Below are 13,120 nucleotides of genomic sequence, written 5' to 3' on the forward strand. Positions count from 1 at the left end.
TTTTTTATATTCCCCTTCATTCCCCCTCAAAAAAATCCTTCCCTCCGAACGCAGAATATAGCATAAAAAAAGTGATTACTCACTTTACAAATTAAAAAACGTTTCCTATAATAAAAATGAGTGATCACTCATTTTGAAGGAAGGGGGAATTACCCCATGATCCCGCAGTCTTTATCTTCCGGCATGTCCGGTGCCGGTCCGGCTGCAGAACTTCAGCGCATCACACGCCGGTTTGGCCATCGAACGGTTCTGGATGAGATTTCGCTAACTGTGGCATCCGGCGAATTGTTCGGTCTTCTCGGCCCTTCCGGTTCGGGCAAAACGACGCTTGTCAAGCTTATTACCGGCATCGACAAAGCAGACGCCGGTTCCGTGCGGATGCTTGGGGAGCTGATGCCCAAGCTGGCTATGCTCCAGCGATTTGGCTACATGGCGCAGGCGGATGCCCTGTACAGCGAGCTGACCGCCAAAGAAAACCTTGTTTTCTTCGCTTCGCTATATGGATTAAGCGGCGCCAGGCGGAACGACCGTATTCATCAATCGATGGAAATCGTCAATCTTCTCGATCATTTGAACAAACCCGTTGCGGCTTATTCCGGAGGTATGAAGCGGCGCTTGTCGCTTGCGATTTCCTTGCTTCATGAGCCCGGGCTGCTGGTTCTTGATGAGCCTACCGTCGGCATCGATCCCGTGCTCCGGCAATCCATCTGGAAGGAGCTCACTGCCATGCGGGAACGCGGCACGACTATCATTTTAACTACTCATGTCATGGATGAAGCCGAAAAATGCGACCGTCTTGCGCTCATTCAGGACGGAAAACTGACTGCGGTGGATACACCGGAAGCAATTAAAGCTAAGACGGGAAGCGACAATTTGGAGGATGCCTTTATCGCACTTGGAGGAGGTGCCAGGCCATGAGAATACGCGCTCTTGCCATCCGGATTATCCATCAATTCATGCGCGATAAACGTACCCTTGCCCTGCTTTTTGCTGCGCCGCTTTTTATTCTCATCCTAATGAAGCTGGTCTTCAACGGCCAGGCCGTTCAACCCCGCCTCGGTACGGTGCAGCTTCCGGCTCAGCTTGTTGAACAGCTGGAGTCAGCCGATGCCCGCATTACGGTTTATGAAGATGCGGGAGAAGCAAAATCCGCTCTGGAGTCAGGCAAGCTTGACGCTTTATTGGAATGGCAGGCGGGCAAACCTTCCGTACTGCTGGAGGGGAGCGATCCTTCCGTGAACAGAGCGGTACTGTTTGCGTTGCAGGAGGCCGTGCAGGCTCCTTCCCCTTCAATCCAGCCCGTTGTTGAATATTTGCATGGCAAACCGGATATGGCTTCCTTCGATTCATTCGGCCCGGTTCTGATCGGATTTTTCTCCTTCTTTTTTGTTTTTATGCTGGCCGGGGTTTCGTTTCTGCGGGAAAGAACGAGCGGGACGCTGGAGAGGCTGCTGGCTACGCCGATCCGCCGCAGCGAGATCGTGGGCGGTTATTTGACCGGATTCGGCATATTCACGCTGCTTCAGGCGGCGCTTATTGCCTGGTTCGCGATTGACGTGCTGGGGCTGTATATGGACGGCTCGATCTGGCTTGTCATGCTGATGAATCTGTTGCTTTCCTTAACCGCTTTGACGCTTGGCATTTTGCTTTCTTCTTTTGCGGGGAGCGAATTCCAGGTGATTCAATTTATCCCGATTGTGATTGTTCCGCAGGTTTTTTTCTCCGGGCTGTTCAATCTCGATTCCATGGCACCCTGGCTGCAGAAGCTGAGCCTTATTATGCCGCTCTACTACGGTGCGGACGCGATGCGCGGAATTATGATCCGGGGGGCAGGCTGGGCCGATATTCAGCTTGATGTCTACATTCTGCTCGGCTTCTCCCTGCTGTTCGCTTTGCTCAATATAGCCGCGCTTCGCAAGCATCGGGCGATTTAACAATACAGCCGTACTGTGATAAGATCGAATTCATGGTGAATTTTCACTTCATATCAGGCTTTGAGGAGTTGTCGGGTTTATGGAAGAATCCATCGAGCAGTGGCTTGCCGAACTGGAGAAAATCGAAGCCGCGGGCGGAAAAATGACCGAAAAGCAGTCCAAAATCCTGCAGGCGGCCATTGAGGTTTTTGCGGAGAAGGGTTTCGCTGCAGCTTCCACGAATGAAATCGCCCAGCGTGCAGGCGTTGCGGAGGGAACTATTTTTCGTCATTACAAAACCAAGAAGGACCTGCTGCTCTCCATTGTGGCTCCTGTGATGGGGAAGCTGATCGCCCCTTTTGTACTGCGCGATTTCAATAAAGTGCTGGATCTGGATTACGAACGTTATGATCAATTCCTGCGCGCTGTTATCGCCAACCGCATCGAGTTTCTGCATAATCATATGCATGTCCTTAAAATCCTGATTCAGGAAATCCCTTTTCATCCCGAGCTGCAGGAACAGTTCCGTAAAAATATTCTGGCAAAGGTGCTTGAGCGGATGAACCGGATCGTGGATCAATTCAAGATGAGGGGCCAACTGCTCGATCTCCCTAATTTGACGATCATCCGCCTGACGGTTTCCGCGCTGATCGGTTATGTCGCCGCCAGCCTCTATCATGAACAACATGAAGGTTCCGCCTGGGACGATGAACGCGAGCGCGAGGATACGATTTCCTTCATCGTCCGCGGGCTCGGCGCCTCCTAAATCAAAAGACGCTCCTCCGTTATGGATAACGGTGAGCGTCTTTGTTTATTTTCAGGAAACAGATTCTGATTTCTGCTTGTTTCTGATAGAAGGCTCAATCAGCCGGAATCGCAGCAGGAGCAGCAGTGCTGCAAGTGACAGCAGCCCGCCTGCCAAATAAGGCAGCTCCACGTTCATCTTAAACAGATATACCCCAAGCAAAGGCCCGATAATACGGCCAAGACTGTCCATCGAAGAGCTTAAGCCTGAAGCAATTCCTTGCCCGACCGTTGTTTTCTGGGTGATCAGTGAGGTCACGCAGGGACGGATCAGCGCATTCCCAATTCCGAAGATAGCCAGATAAAGGGTTGCGGTTGCCAAGGAATGGGAGGTAATCAGAAGCAGGAAACCCACTGCTGAAATAACCAGTCCAATTGCAATATATTTAGGCTCGTCCCCTTTACGGATCATTCTGCGGACTACACCGCCCTGAATGAGGGCCCCGACCAAACCGCAAACAAGAAACATAATCCCGACCTCAAGCGGCGTCACATCAAAACGTTTCATTCCAAACAGCTGCAGCGTGGCTTCCAGTCCAGCCAGCGACAGGGAAACTAATAAGGCAAGGAGATACAAATATTTGACCGAACCCGTAAAAGCGCTCCACCTTGAAGGCTTACGTTCGCCCGACGGATGGCGCATATCCGGCGTCAGGGACTCCGGCAGTTTGGTCACTGCCAGCATAAAGGTTACTAAAGCAAGACCGGCGGCAGCAAAAAATGGCGTATTATCCGAAACCAGACTGAGAACTCCGCCAACGCCAGGTCCAATCGTAAAACCAAGGCCGATCGACATGCCCACAAGTCCCATACCCCGGGTCCGTTGATCCGGAGGTGTAATATCGGCCACGTAGGCGACGATTACGGAGGTTACAGCACCGGAGAAGATCCCTCCAAGCACCCGGGAAACATACATAAGGGGCAAGCTTCCGTCCGCAATGCCGAATACAAGGAAGCTGGCAGCGAAGCCCAGCACGCCGATCAGGATAACAGGACGTCTTCCGATTCTGTCGGACAATCCCCCCCAGAGCGGCGAGACGATGAATGATACTGCCGAATAGATGGACAGCATCATGCCCGTATGGAACTCCACGGATTCGGGACTCGCTTTTTTAATCAGCTCCGGCAAGACAGGAATGATAATGCCAAAGCCAATGAATGTTGTGATCAGCATAAGCATGACGATTAATAGTCGTTTATCTTTCATTGATTATTTCCCTCCACCACCTCATCGTACCACAACTTTTGAGCGTCTTGTTATGAACAAATGAAGAACAAAAAGCAGCAGCATCACGATCCCGCTCAACAGGAACGGAGAATGCGGCCCCAGATTGTCCCACAGCTTCCCGGACATAATACTTCCAAATACCATCCCCATGCCTTCAATAGTCAGGAAGAAGCCCCAAACTGCGCCTCGCTCCGATTTTGGAATAGCCTGGGCGATAAGGGTATTCCAGGCTGGAATGATCAGCGCATATCCCAGGCCCACAAACGCAACAATGACCAGAACCAGCGGCAAATCACGCGTATAGCCAAGTGTCGGCAGCGCGACAGCGGCAATGATAAAGCCGACATGGAGAAACCATCGGGTTCCGAAGCGGTCGACCCACTTGCCCACCGGGATCAGTCCCAGAACCGTTACGGCTCCTCCAGCAATGAGATACAAACTGTATTCCTCGGGAGACAAGTGAAGCACAGTCCGCGCATATAGCGTCAGAATCGGAGTCAGCAGGCCCAGAGCAAAATTCTGCATAAACATGGCCGGGTAAAGCAGTTTGCTGGCATGAAGCGAGCTGGCCACTTTAGCGAAGTAGCGCTTCGTTTTCTCAGTGAGGCTCAATGAATCCTTCTCTCTGGTATGGGCTGCTGCCTCCGGCAAAGCCCGTCCCTCCAATTCATGGGACCTGCGTCTGCCAGGCAGAAACAGCGCGACGACAACAACCAGACACATCATTCCGAGCAGCAGTTTGAAAGCCGGATTAAATGAATGCGAGATGAAGAAATTAATAACAATCGGGCCGCTGCCTACGCCAACGAGCCAGGCCATATAAACAACGCTCATGATGGTGCCGCTGGCTTCGTTTCCCGAAACCGCCGTCGCTCCGGTAATGACGCAGGGCCATAACGGGGAAGTGCCGACACCGAGCAGCAGACAGGCTAATATAATCCAGGCGACATGGCCGCTCGAGAATGAAATGATAGCTACGGAAATGAATGTCAGCATTACCCCAAACAGCATCACATAGCGATAGCCGATTCGGTCAATAATCCATCCCAGAGGACTTCGAAATGCATTATCTCCTATGTATTGCAGAGCCAGCGCCCAGCCGACCGCGTAGACGGACAAGCCCAGGACCGTTCCCATATAGACAGGCAGGATCGAGACAAGCAGTGCGCCTTTCACAAATTCCACGAGGTACATAATGATAAGAAGCTGAACGACAAACGGTGATGTGAGCACTTTTTTGCCTGCCCAGGTTTTCACAATTTCCATGGTGCTTCCCCCTTTCTGACTTTCAGCGGTCCGACGATCCATATAGGACCCGATGAATATTTCCGCTCTTCAAGATTTCTTCACTAAAAACGTACTTGCAATCCCCCCTGTATTTGCTATACTCAACTTTGTTTGCAACGATACCTGATGGAAGGGTGGAATGATAGTTCATGAATCATACTCGGACACCGCTGTTTAGCGCACTGCGCAGCCATGCGGCTCAAAATCCTGTTCAATTCCACATCCCCGGACACAAAAAAGGATTGGGGAGCGATCCCGAATTCCGGGAATTTATTGGAGATAATGCGTTATCCATCGATCTTATAAATATTGCGCCGCTCGATGATCTGCATCAGCCAACCGGTGTTATCGAAGAAGCGCAGAAACTTGCAGCAGATGCATTCGGTGCCGATTTCACCTTTTTTTCGGTACAAGGGACAAGCGGTGCCATTATGACGATGATTTTATCCGTCTGTGCGCCGGGAGATAAAATTATCGTGCCAAGAAATGTGCACAAATCGATTATGTCCGCCATTATTTTCGCCGGTGCGCGGCCTGTATTTATATCCCCGGCCCGTGATTCGAATCTCGGGATCGACCACGGGATTACGACAAGATCCGTAAAACGGGCACTGGAGCGCCACCCCGATTCGAAAGCCGTACTCGTTATTAACCCAACCTACTATGGATTATGCGCCGACCTGCAAGAAATTGTCGAGCTTGTCCACAGTTACGATATCCCTGTGCTGGTCGATGAAGCTCATGGCGTCCTGATTCATTTTCACGAAAATCTCCCAATGTCAGCTATGCAGGCGGGCGCCGATATGGCTGCAACGAGCGTTCACAAACTGGGCGGGTCCATGACCCAAAGCTCCGTATTAAATGTGCGCAATGGCCGGATCAATCCGCAGCGGGTTCAAACGATTATCAGTATGCTGACGACAACTTCAACCTCCTATATTCTGCTTGCATCCCTGGACACCTCAAGACGCCATTTGGCACTGAACGGCCATGAGATTGCAGACAAAGCCATCGGTCTTGCCCAATTTGCGCGGGAAGAAATCAACCGCATGGAAGGACTGTATTGCTTCGGCAAGGATATTCTCGGCGGTGAAGCAACCTTTGATTATGATCCGACCAAGCTGACCATCCATGTCCGCCATCTCGGCATTACCGGATACGAAACCGAGAACTGGCTGCGTGAACATTTTAACCTTGAAGTTGAATTAAGCGATATGTATAACATCCTTGCCCTTGTGACACCTGGAGATACACAGGAATCTATAGATATCCTGCTGAGCGCCTTGCGGGACCTGGCAAAATCGCATTACCAGCTTAACGAAGCCAAGGAGCTGGTTGTCAAGATTCCTGAAATTCCCCAGCTTTCGCTTACGCCGCGCGATGCGTTCTACGCCGAGACAGAGGTGATCCCGTTCAAGGAATCTGCCGGAAGGATTATTGCCGAATTTATTTATGTGTATCCGCCTGGCATTCCCATACTGCTGCCGGGAGAGGTCATCTCCCAGCCGAATATTGACTATATTATCGATCACGTCGAAGTGGGTTTGCCGGTCAAGGGGCCGGAGGATCGCAGCATCGAGTTCGTGAAGGTGATTGTCGAGGAAACAGCCATTTCATAAGCTAGAAAGCCCGCTGCCATGCGGGCATGACCGCTTCCCGCGAATTTGAGTCATAGGGAAGCGGTTTTTTTTGCAGGGAATCAGGATTCGGGGGAATCGGTCAGAACCCGTTGTAAAAAAAGCAGCGTGCGGGCAAAGGCGTCTCTGGCTGCGTTAACGTGATATGAAGGACGGGTATCATTGAAAAATGCATGCTGCGCGCCGTCATAAATATGATAATCAAAGTCCACGTCCGCCTCATTGGCAGCCTGGGCAAACTCCGGTACCGCTGCCGTTATCCGCAAATCCAATTCTCCATAGAAACCGGAAACCGGACATTGAATTTCCGGAAGCTGCTCCGGCGAAGGCGCATTTCCATAAAAAATAACGGCTCCCCGAAGCCCCGGATCCCTCACCGCAAGCTGGCCCGACAAGGTTCCGCCCAGACAGAACCCAACGGAAGCGACCCCTTTACCATAGGAATACTCATACGTCTCTTTGAGCCAAGCGGATGTCGAAACAACCTGCCGGGTTAACTCCGGAAGCATCCCGCCCACGTTGAAAATGCCGGCCAGCGTGCGTTCGATTTGCTCTCGCTGGTGGACCGGAAGTCCGGAAAGCGCCGCCGAGCGCTGCTTTGGATCCGCCCACTGGGCAGGCTTGATCGTGTTGCGAAACTGTTTGGCCTGCTCAATCCGATCCTGCTCAAAGCCAGGCAGCCGCTCCCCGTCCTTGCTGAACAAATCCGGTGCGAAAGCCACATATCCAGCCTTGGCAAGACGACGTGTCACATCCTGGATATGCCCGTCCACTCCCCAAATTTCCTGCAGCACGATTACCGACGGCAGCGGCTCTCCCACATCAGCCATTCGTGCCATGTAACCACTGTATTCGCCATTTTCTCCATATCGGATCCATTCCGTTTCCACGCTCATATCTGTCATCCTCCCGGTCTTATTGTCATTCTCAAAACCTAATGCTATGATGATCAAGGGGGTGGGCATACCATGAGTCAAAGCGCTTACATTATGTTTGTAGAAGGCTCCGCTGTGCAGCAAATGAGCCTTGATGAAGTAAAAGAACATCTCGCACGTTATCAGCAGCAGACATCGCTTACAGGAGAACAGCTGGGTTGGGATTATTCCGAAGCTGCTTTTCCATACACGGTTGAAACAAAACCCGGCGAAGAGCAGCGTTGGTTTTATTTGAAAGGCATAAATGCGCTTTATTATTATATTTTATTTGGCGTTGGTTCGCAAAGCCGCGGCGAGCGTGAAATCTCTTATGTCCAGGTTGTTCTCCCGGATGGCGCTACCCACGGCGACAAAGCCAAAGGCAATGAGCTATGCAAATATTTGGCCAAGCATCTGAAAGCTGAATTAACCATGTTCAATGGACGTACCATTTACTACAATCCGCGTAAATAACTAACAGCCAGGCACAGTTTTTAGAACTGCTGCCGGATCCTTGTAAAACAACAAAACTCCGGCAGCCTGTTGGTTACCGGAGTTTTAGCTTTTGTAAACAAGTTACGCTTCCGTTTCATTCTCGCGTTGAGCAATTTCCTCATAGATCTTCGTAACACGATCCCATTCGGCATCATCTTCAATTCCAACGAGAAATGCTTCGCCGTCTTCTTCTTCAATACGGAAAATCACGCCATCCGCTTCCGGATCGTTGCGGTCCAGCAGTACTGCATATACTTGCTCTTCAGACTCAAAGGTATACACCATGACCATTTCACGTTCTTTGCCTTCTTCATCGGTTACCAGAAATACATGCTCCTCGTGGTCATGATCGTGGTCGCAGTCTGGTCCATGTACATGTTCGCCGTTATTATGTTCATGCTCACTCATTGGATACCCTCATTTCAGTTCATGATACATTTCTTTACGTATCGTAACACGGATTATTAGTCAGGGTCAAACAAAAACACCCCTGCTCAACCAGAGCAAAGGCGCTAATTCTTACGAGCTTTTGGCCGTTATCGTCTTCTCCGATAATAACTTCCATTCATCATCACCCGTCATCTTCATAAAAAATCTGATCGTATATTTGCCTGCTGCATCAAAGGAATACGCGAGGTCTTCCGTCCGATACCAGAAATTGTCTTTATCGATAGATTTATTCTCCGATTGAATGACTTTCTCGGTTCCGCTTGGATCGAAGATCGATACCTTTACAGCAGTTCCGCTGGTGAGCAGATTATCAATCTGCGCAAACACTTTGAACGTAATCCGATTTCCTTTCACTACATTGCCGAAAATGGTGTTGTCCTGCTGAAATAAAAACATGTGGACATTTGGCTTGTACACCGTTACTTTCTTGGATCCTTCATCCCATACGACGAGAGCCTGCAGTGTGTTCGCAATTTGGCGAACAGTGATGAACGATTTGCCGTCCATAAACATTCCCGCATCATCCAATTCAGATCCATTGACAATAACCCGTACCTTCTGAGCTGCCGAATCGGCAAACATCATCGTACCGCCCCACAAGGACATCACCAGAAGCAAGAAGAGAAGTTTTCTAAACTTCATGACATACCCTCCATCACTTTATCTGGTTGTAAGATTATACTCATCCATTCATCCAAAGTTGCGCCATCCCCATTATTATTTTGAGAAAGTTTGGATGTCATAACAAGCTGAGAAAAAGGAATCCCCGGGAATTGTACCCGGGGAATGATTCTTTACGTATATGTTCTTGTTAAAATGCAAGGCACGCCTTTCCCTACCGCCCCCGCTTTTTTCATAGCCGCCCAGTAACGCAGCCCGCGCGCACATGGCGTTTTGCAAGCCGCACATGTATCGGAAAGTACAAGTTTCAATACGGTTTGTTTTTTGTCTGATGCTGATGGCGTTTTTTTCTTAGCCACTTTGCCTTTTGCCATTTCAGCTGCACCTGCCTTCTCGAAGGTCCTTCATCCCTATCTTATGAAGAACATGACAGGTGCGTAGCGGCATTTATACCGGGAAGGCGGAAAAATACCGTTCTCGCATCTTTCCATTTGTTGCAAGAAATGATAAATTGAATTGTAACGGAATGCTAGGAGGAAGCCTGGTTGAAAGTACAAATGCTCGGGACAGGCAGTGCGTTTGCAAAAAAATATTACAATACGAATGCGCTGTTTTACACAGATTCTCACACAATAATGCTGGACTGCGGCATTACCGCCCCCCTCTCTTTGCATCAATTGGGAAAATCCTTCAATGATATCGACGCCCTTCTGATCAGTCATATTCATGCGGATCATATTGGCGGAATGGAAGAATTTGCGCTGCAAATGAGTTTTATTTTCCGGCGCAAGCCGGTTTTGTATGTGATGGATTCCCTGGTTGACCAGCTTTGGAATTCCTCGCTAAAGGGCGGTTTGAAGCAGGAGATGTTTAATACGCTGGACGATTATTTTGAGGTGCGTCTTCTAAGTGAAGACGTCAGCGCCAAGCTCATGCCCGGATTTCACGTCAGACCAATCCGCACCAGCCATATTCCAAACAAAAGCAGTTATTCCTTTCTTATTAATGAGACGTTTTTTTATTCTGCGGATATGAAGTTTGATCCGGCTTTGCTCGAAGCCTTGGTTCAGGAGGGCTGCACCACCATTTTTCATGATTGCCAGTTCGCTTCACCCGGCATGGTTCACACTACGCTGGATGAACTCATGTCACTGCCTTCTTATGTACAGGAACGGATCATGCTGATGCATTACGATGACAACAAAGTTGACTACGAAGGCCAAACGGGATTCATGAAATTCGTGGAGCAGCACCGGCTGTATTCGTTTTAACAGCAGCTAACTGAGAATGGCCCGCTTCTGTCTTCTTAAGTTGAAGATGAAAAAAGCAAAAAGCCCGCTAAAATGCGGGCTTTTTGTATCTTTTATGACTTTGAAATCAGAATATCGGCAAATTATCGAGGTTGTTTGTCGGGTCGCCATCGGCATCCCCGCGTATATACAACTCTCCGTCTCTCCCTTTAAAGACATTGGCGCCTGCTATTTGTCCAGCCTGCACTTCTTGCAAAGCCTGGGCATAATCGAGTACACGACCTGAGGAAGTCTTGAATGCCTGAAGATCACCATCACCGTTCTTCTGCACCGCTACGAGTGATTCGCGGCCATTTTGGCCGAATGCTTGTCCAGTCTCATTCATTGTTGTTGCCTCCTTGTTTGTCTGTCCTTGACTGCAAGGTTAGCATACCCGCTTGTCTTGACTCTTATCCACAAACGTACACCATTTAAGGAAGGGCAACATCGTTTTGTCTGCCGACATGTTCCTCATCGGGTAAAGCCGGCTTATACGGCTCGGGCATGCGTTTCAAACCGTACACTTCGCGCAATACCGACCGGCTAGGCGGATATACGTTCGTGGATATGCTTTCGAAATTTCCATACCCGTGCTGCCGATTCATGACTGGCGATACCTTGATGGTATCGCAGCTTGCACACACGAACACTAGCAAGGCAGCAGCAGCCCCCGACATGTAATGATTCAATTGCATCAGCCCCTTGGCATCTGTTGTTTTCCCACGGGACTATTATGTCCAATAACTGGAAAGTCAAACAGATAACCTTCAGCCTCTCTCGTCCTATTTGGGCCGGACTTCTTTGGGAAGCTTTCTTCTCCAGACATAAAGTTCATCGTAACGGAACGAGTCATGGATCACCATTTTGGCTGTGAGTGCGATTACAATGCCGACAAACCCAAATAATCCAATCAGCCAGACAACCAGCTCGGCTGCTTCTTTCATATCGTAACCGCCTCTTTCATCTCATTACTGGCAAGGTTCTTTAAAGAAACGATATGCAGCAGTCGCCTGGAATAGTCGCGAAAAATAATAAAGAATCGTGAGATGCAAAATCTCCCACGAATCCTTACACATATTCTTCAGGTGGTTATGATGAGTCAAAGCGGTGTTTGCATCCATTTGAAAGGGGATTATCCCATGAATAATAAATTGCTGCTGATCGCAGGAGTCGGCCTATTATTATCGGATTGTTCTGGGCTTTTCTGGGCCGATATATCAACCTGGGGCGCTTACCGGGAGATGTTGCCGTAGAAAAAGGAAATGTCATATTTTATTTTCAATCGTCACCTGTATTGCAGTACGCGTTGTTTTGACGTTAATCTCCTACATCGTGCGCTGGTTCAGCAAATAGCCCGAACTGTGCCCTCACCTTATCAAGATGAATCTGCGTTCGACCGCCCCATCGATCCGCACCACCACTACCGGTAAGTGGCAGCTATCGCCCTTCCTTCCCCCTGAAAGCATATTTGTCCAGACACTTCCTACCATCCATTCATAGAATATATCATTCCAAAAGAAAGGGTGATAGATTTGGCAAACACAGACGTAAGGCTTCAAATTTTCTCCGGTAATAATTTTACAAATCGGCGGATTGTTTTTAGACGGGGAGGAGTTGCAATTCGAGATTTGGGGGCATTTCGTTTTGATAACATTCTTTCCAGTTTCCGTCTAAGAAATGTTTCCACCACAAATTCTGTGACACTCGTTTTGTTTTCACGAATTAATTTCCAGGGATCCGTTCGTGTATTCCGTGGGGCACAAAACGTGTCGAATTTAGGTAACTATAACAATGTATCTTCTTCTTTAATAGTAGTAGGACGCAATCTTACCAATTCCCAAATTCAACAGATTCAAAATACCGGCAATCCTCCTCGTGATATTTTAGTTATCAGACAATAAAAAAAAGGCTGAATTGGCACAGGCCTGTGCCTATTTTTTTTATAGTTTTCCTACTATTTCCGCCAAAAAGTAGAACAGTCTGCTTTATCCATAATATTAAACTCGATCATTTTTTCAAGTAAGGAGAAATCAACCGGACCATTCCACGGGATGCGGACCAGCTGCTTGGTATGAGCATAGCCAGCCTTCACAATTTCATCTGAAAAATGAATAATCCCAGCGCTTTCAGGGGCAACAGCCATATGATCTTTGGCTACGCTAAATCCAAGAATATAGGTGTCATGATCGGTAAACATAGGCTGATTCCATGCAATTTTTGGCATTAAATTTGGAAATTTCATCATTACCCAATCCAATACCTCTTCCGTTCGAGCCCGATGTTGCGGGTTAGCAATACGCGATAAATATTCTGCAAAAACTTCCATGTTACCCCTCCTGAAATCGTTTATGTGTTCTTCATATTCCTGTTCATTTTAACACCAAAATCACGATTCGTATCACCTGTCAAATAAATGATGCCAATACTAAGGGTTTTGATGTTTAAAATTATGGTGATCTGAACAGGGTTCGAACCTGTTAAC

The 13,120-nt window shown here is 48.7% G+C and carries 17 protein-coding genes; 7 read left to right on the forward strand and 10 right to left on the reverse strand.

All coding sequences use genetic code 11. The features are described 5' to 3' along the window. Window positions 1-156 precede the first annotated feature (156 nt). From IEY46_RS14985 to IEY46_RS14995, 3 genes are all read left to right on the forward strand, one after another. A complete protein-coding gene (locus IEY46_RS14985) occupies window positions 157-918 on the forward strand; it encodes an ABC transporter ATP-binding protein (protein ID WP_229750307.1) in 762 nt (253 codons plus the stop codon). Next, window positions 915-1,934 (forward strand): ABC transporter permease, encoded by a 1,020-nt coding sequence (locus IEY46_RS14990; protein ID WP_188992785.1) that lies wholly within the window; start codon window positions 915-917, stop codon window positions 1,932-1,934. Before IEY46_RS14985 ends, IEY46_RS14990 begins: the two co-directional genes overlap by 4 nt. Window positions 1,935-2,013: 79 nt before the next feature. After that, window positions 2,014-2,679, forward strand: coding sequence for a TetR/AcrR family transcriptional regulator (locus IEY46_RS14995; protein ID WP_188992786.1), 666 nt, complete (start codon window positions 2,014-2,016; stop codon window positions 2,677-2,679). Window positions 2,680-2,730: 51 nt separating this feature from the next. On the opposite strand, the gene IEY46_RS15000 is transcribed toward IEY46_RS14995, so the two are convergent. Together IEY46_RS15000 and IEY46_RS15005 are read right to left on the reverse strand one after the other, a co-directional pair. Beyond that, complete coding sequence (locus IEY46_RS15000) at window positions 2,731-3,924, reverse strand: MFS transporter (protein ID WP_188992787.1); 1,194 nt, start codon at window positions 3,922-3,924, stop codon at window positions 2,731-2,733. 21 nt (window positions 3,925-3,945) lie between these two features. Continuing rightward, complete coding sequence (locus tag IEY46_RS15005) at window positions 3,946-5,211, reverse strand: MFS transporter (RefSeq protein WP_188992788.1); 1,266 nt, start codon at window positions 5,209-5,211, stop codon at window positions 3,946-3,948. 170 nt (window positions 5,212-5,381) lie between these two features. Between IEY46_RS15005 and IEY46_RS15010 the strand changes: the two genes are divergently transcribed. Continuing rightward, a complete protein-coding gene (locus IEY46_RS15010; RefSeq protein WP_188992789.1) occupies window positions 5,382-6,851 on the forward strand; it encodes an aminotransferase class I/II-fold pyridoxal phosphate-dependent enzyme in 1,470 nt (489 codons plus the stop codon). 80 nt (window positions 6,852-6,931) lie between these two features. On the opposite strand, the gene IEY46_RS15015 is transcribed toward IEY46_RS15010, so the two are convergent. After that, window positions 6,932-7,765, reverse strand: coding sequence for a dienelactone hydrolase family protein (locus IEY46_RS15015; protein ID WP_188992790.1), 834 nt, complete (start codon window positions 7,763-7,765; stop codon window positions 6,932-6,934). A 72-nt stretch (window positions 7,766-7,837) separates the two neighbouring features. On the opposite strand from IEY46_RS15015, the gene IEY46_RS15020 reads away from it, so the two are divergent. After that, complete coding sequence (locus IEY46_RS15020) at window positions 7,838-8,257, forward strand: DUF1885 family protein (RefSeq protein ID WP_188992791.1); 420 nt, start codon at window positions 7,838-7,840, stop codon at window positions 8,255-8,257. A gap of 102 nt (window positions 8,258-8,359) precedes the next feature. On the opposite strand, the gene IEY46_RS15025 is transcribed toward IEY46_RS15020, so the two are convergent. The 3 genes from IEY46_RS15025 to IEY46_RS15035 all read right to left on the reverse strand — a co-directional run bounded on the left by IEY46_RS15025 (window position 8,360) and on the right by IEY46_RS15035 (window position 9,723). Next, window positions 8,360-8,686, reverse strand: coding sequence for a DUF1292 domain-containing protein (locus tag IEY46_RS15025; protein WP_188992792.1), 327 nt, complete (start codon window positions 8,684-8,686; stop codon window positions 8,360-8,362). Between the two features lie 111 nt (window positions 8,687-8,797). Then, the gene (locus IEY46_RS15030; RefSeq protein WP_188992793.1) at window positions 8,798-9,370 is read right to left on the reverse strand and encodes a stalk domain-containing protein; all 573 of its coding nucleotides are present in this window, start codon (window positions 9,368-9,370) and stop codon (window positions 8,798-8,800) included. 152 nt (window positions 9,371-9,522) lie between these two features. Further along, on the reverse strand, window positions 9,523-9,723 hold the full coding sequence (locus IEY46_RS15035; protein WP_188992794.1) for a hypothetical protein: 201 nt from the start codon (window positions 9,721-9,723) through the stop codon (window positions 9,523-9,525). A gap of 171 nt (window positions 9,724-9,894) precedes the next feature. Here IEY46_RS15035 and IEY46_RS15040 point away from each other — a divergent pair, with 171 nt between their 5' ends. Next, window positions 9,895-10,620: an MBL fold metallo-hydrolase gene (locus IEY46_RS15040; protein ID WP_229750308.1), complete on the forward strand. Its 726-nt coding sequence runs from the start codon at window positions 9,895-9,897 to the stop codon at window positions 10,618-10,620. A 106-nt stretch (window positions 10,621-10,726) separates the two neighbouring features. On the opposite strand, the gene IEY46_RS15045 is transcribed toward IEY46_RS15040, so the two are convergent. The 3 genes from IEY46_RS15045 to IEY46_RS15055 all read right to left on the reverse strand — a co-directional run bounded on the left by IEY46_RS15045 (window position 10,727) and on the right by IEY46_RS15055 (window position 11,582). Further along, window positions 10,727-10,984, reverse strand: coding sequence for a DUF3892 domain-containing protein (locus tag IEY46_RS15045; protein ID WP_188992795.1), 258 nt, complete (start codon window positions 10,982-10,984; stop codon window positions 10,727-10,729). An 85-nt stretch (window positions 10,985-11,069) separates the two neighbouring features. Continuing rightward, window positions 11,070-11,327: a hypothetical protein gene (locus IEY46_RS15050; protein WP_188992796.1), complete on the reverse strand. Its 258-nt coding sequence runs from the start codon at window positions 11,325-11,327 to the stop codon at window positions 11,070-11,072. A 93-nt stretch (window positions 11,328-11,420) separates the two neighbouring features. After that, a complete protein-coding gene (locus IEY46_RS15055) occupies window positions 11,421-11,582 on the reverse strand; it encodes a hypothetical protein (protein WP_188992797.1) in 162 nt (53 codons plus the stop codon). 245 nt (window positions 11,583-11,827) lie between these two features. Here IEY46_RS15055 and IEY46_RS37050 point away from each other — a divergent pair, with 245 nt between their 5' ends. Beyond that, window positions 11,828-11,953, forward strand: a complete 126-nt coding sequence (locus IEY46_RS37050; protein WP_373288810.1) for a DUF2905 domain-containing protein — start codon at window positions 11,828-11,830, stop codon at window positions 11,951-11,953. A gap of 639 nt (window positions 11,954-12,592) precedes the next feature. On the opposite strand, the gene IEY46_RS15065 is transcribed toward IEY46_RS37050, so the two are convergent. Continuing rightward, complete coding sequence (locus IEY46_RS15065) at window positions 12,593-12,964, reverse strand: iron chaperone (RefSeq protein ID WP_188992798.1); 372 nt, start codon at window positions 12,962-12,964, stop codon at window positions 12,593-12,595. Between the last annotated feature and the right edge of the window lie 156 nt (window positions 12,965-13,120).

The organism is Paenibacillus nasutitermitis (assembly GCF_014641075.1).
GTDB lineage: Bacteria > Bacillota > Bacilli > Paenibacillales > Paenibacillaceae > Paenibacillus_Z > Paenibacillus_Z nasutitermitis.

Coding starts and splice junctions, on each gene's coding strand:
- IEY46_RS15025 (WP_188992792.1), bottom strand. CDS start 8,686: ATGAGTGAGCATGAACATAATAACGGCGAACATGTACATGGACCAGAC.
- IEY46_RS15020 (WP_188992791.1), top strand. CDS start 7,838: ATGAGTCAAAGCGCTTACATTATGTTTGTAGAAGGCTCCGCTGTGCAG.
- IEY46_RS15005 (WP_188992788.1), bottom strand. CDS start 5,211: ATGGAAATTGTGAAAACCTGGGCAGGCAAAAAAGTGCTCACATCACCG.
- IEY46_RS14990 (WP_188992785.1), top strand. CDS start 915: ATGAGAATACGCGCTCTTGCCATCCGGATTATCCATCAATTCATGCGC.
- IEY46_RS14995 (WP_188992786.1), top strand. CDS start 2,014: ATGGAAGAATCCATCGAGCAGTGGCTTGCCGAACTGGAGAAAATCGAA.
- IEY46_RS15035 (WP_188992794.1), bottom strand. CDS start 9,723: ATGGCAAAAGGCAAAGTGGCTAAGAAAAAAACGCCATCAGCATCAGAC.
- IEY46_RS15000 (WP_188992787.1), bottom strand. CDS start 3,924: ATGAAAGATAAACGACTATTAATCGTCATGCTTATGCTGATCACAACA.
- IEY46_RS15065 (WP_188992798.1), bottom strand. CDS start 12,964: ATGGAAGTTTTTGCAGAATATTTATCGCGTATTGCTAACCCGCAACAT.
- IEY46_RS15010 (WP_188992789.1), top strand. CDS start 5,382: ATGAATCATACTCGGACACCGCTGTTTAGCGCACTGCGCAGCCATGCG.
- IEY46_RS15055 (WP_188992797.1), bottom strand. CDS start 11,582: ATGAAAGAAGCAGCCGAGCTGGTTGTCTGGCTGATTGGATTATTTGGG.
- IEY46_RS14985 (WP_229750307.1), top strand. CDS start 157: ATGATCCCGCAGTCTTTATCTTCCGGCATGTCCGGTGCCGGTCCGGCT.
- IEY46_RS15045 (WP_188992795.1), bottom strand. CDS start 10,984: ATGAATGAGACTGGACAAGCATTCGGCCAAAATGGCCGCGAATCACTC.
- IEY46_RS15030 (WP_188992793.1), bottom strand. CDS start 9,370: ATGAAGTTTAGAAAACTTCTCTTCTTGCTTCTGGTGATGTCCTTGTGG.
- IEY46_RS15015 (WP_188992790.1), bottom strand. CDS start 7,765: ATGAGCGTGGAAACGGAATGGATCCGATATGGAGAAAATGGCGAATAC.